General features: G+C 68.1%; 1 protein-coding gene. It reads left to right on the top strand.

Annotated elements, in window-relative coordinates:
• On the top strand, positions 1-1,585 hold a 1,585-nt coding region (gene rpoB / locus AB0M95_RS40950; RefSeq protein WP_363777173.1), incomplete at both ends, for a DNA-directed RNA polymerase subunit beta.

The following is a 1,585-nucleotide window of genomic DNA, read 5'->3' on the forward strand; positions in this document are numbered from 1 at the left end:
ACGACCTCGCCAAGGTCGGCCGGTACAAGATCAACAAGAAGCTCGGCGTCGACTCCGAGATCAACCAGGGCACCCTCACCGAAGAGGACATCGTCACCGCGATCGAGTACATCGTCCGGCTGCACGCGGGCGAGAATTCCATGCCGGGCGACGTGATCGTCGAGGTCGACGACATCGACCACTTCGGCAACCGGCGTATGCGCAGCGTGGGCGAGCTGATCCAGAACCAGGTCCGCCTGGGTCTCGCCCGCATGGAGCGCGTGGTCCGCGAGCGGATGACCACGCAGGACGTCGAGGCGATCACGCCGCAGACCCTGATCAACATCCGCCCGGTCGTGGCGTCGATCAAGGAGTTCTTCGGCACCTCCCAGCTGTCGACGTTCATGGACCAGACCAACCCGCTGGCCAGCCTGACGCACAAGCGGCGCATGTCCGCGCTCGGCCCCGGCGGTCTGTCCCGTGAGCGCGCCGGCATGGAGGTGCGCGACGTGCACCCGTCCCACTACGGCCGCATGTGCCCGATCGAGACGCCGGAGGGCCCGAACATCGGCCTCATCGGCTACCTCGCCTGCTACGCGCGGGTGAACTCGTTCGGGTTCGTCCAGACGCCGTACCGCAAGGTCGTCGACGGCCGGGTCACCGAGGAGATCGACTACCTGACCGCCGACGAGGAGGACAGGCACGTCATCGCGCAGGCCAACACGCCGCTGCGCGCCGACGGCACCTTCGCGGAGTCGCGCGTGCTGGTCCGCACCAAGGGCGGCGAGACCGAGCTGGCCCGGGCCGGGGAGGTCGACTACATCGACGTGTCGCCGCGCCAGATGGTGTCGGTGGCCACCGCGATGATCCCGTTCCTGGAGCACGACGACGCCAACCGCGCGCTGATGGGCGCGAACATGCAGCGCCAGTCGGTGCCGCTGATGCGGGCCGAGGCGCCGCTGGTCGGCACGGGCATGGAGTATCGCGCCGCGACGGACGCCGGTGAGGTGATCACCGCCGAGAAGGCGGGCGTCGTCGAGGAGGTCTCGGCCGACTACGTCACCGTGATGAACGACAACGGCACGCGCACGACCTACCGCGTGGCGAAGTACAAGCGCTCCAACCAGGGCACCTGCTTCAACCAGAAGCCCATCGTGGACGAGGGCGACCGGATCGAGCGCGGCCAGGTCATCGCCGACGGCCCGTCCACCGACAACGGCGAGATGGCGCTGGGCAAGAACCTGCTCGTGGCGTTCATGCCGTGGGAGGGCCACAACTACGAGGACGCGATCATCCTGTCCCAGCGCGTCGTGCAGGAGGACATGCTGTCCTCGATCCACATCGAGGAGCACGAGGTCGACGCCCGCGACACCAAGCTGGGGCCGGAGGAGATCACCCGGGACATCCCGAACGTGTCGGAGGAGGTGCTGGCCGACCTGGACGAGCGGGGGATCATCCGCATCGGTGCCGAGGTCGTGCCGGGCGACATCCTGGTGGGCAAGGTCACGCCCAAGGGTGAGACCGAGCTGACCCCCGAGGAGCGGCTGCTGCGCGCGATCTTCGGTGAGAAGGCGCGTGAGGTGCGTGACACCTCGCTGAAGGTGCC

It is taken from the genome of Sphaerisporangium sp. NPDC051017 (assembly GCF_040683095.1).
In the GTDB taxonomy this organism is placed as follows: domain Bacteria; phylum Actinomycetota; class Actinomycetes; order Streptosporangiales; family Streptosporangiaceae; genus Sphaerisporangium.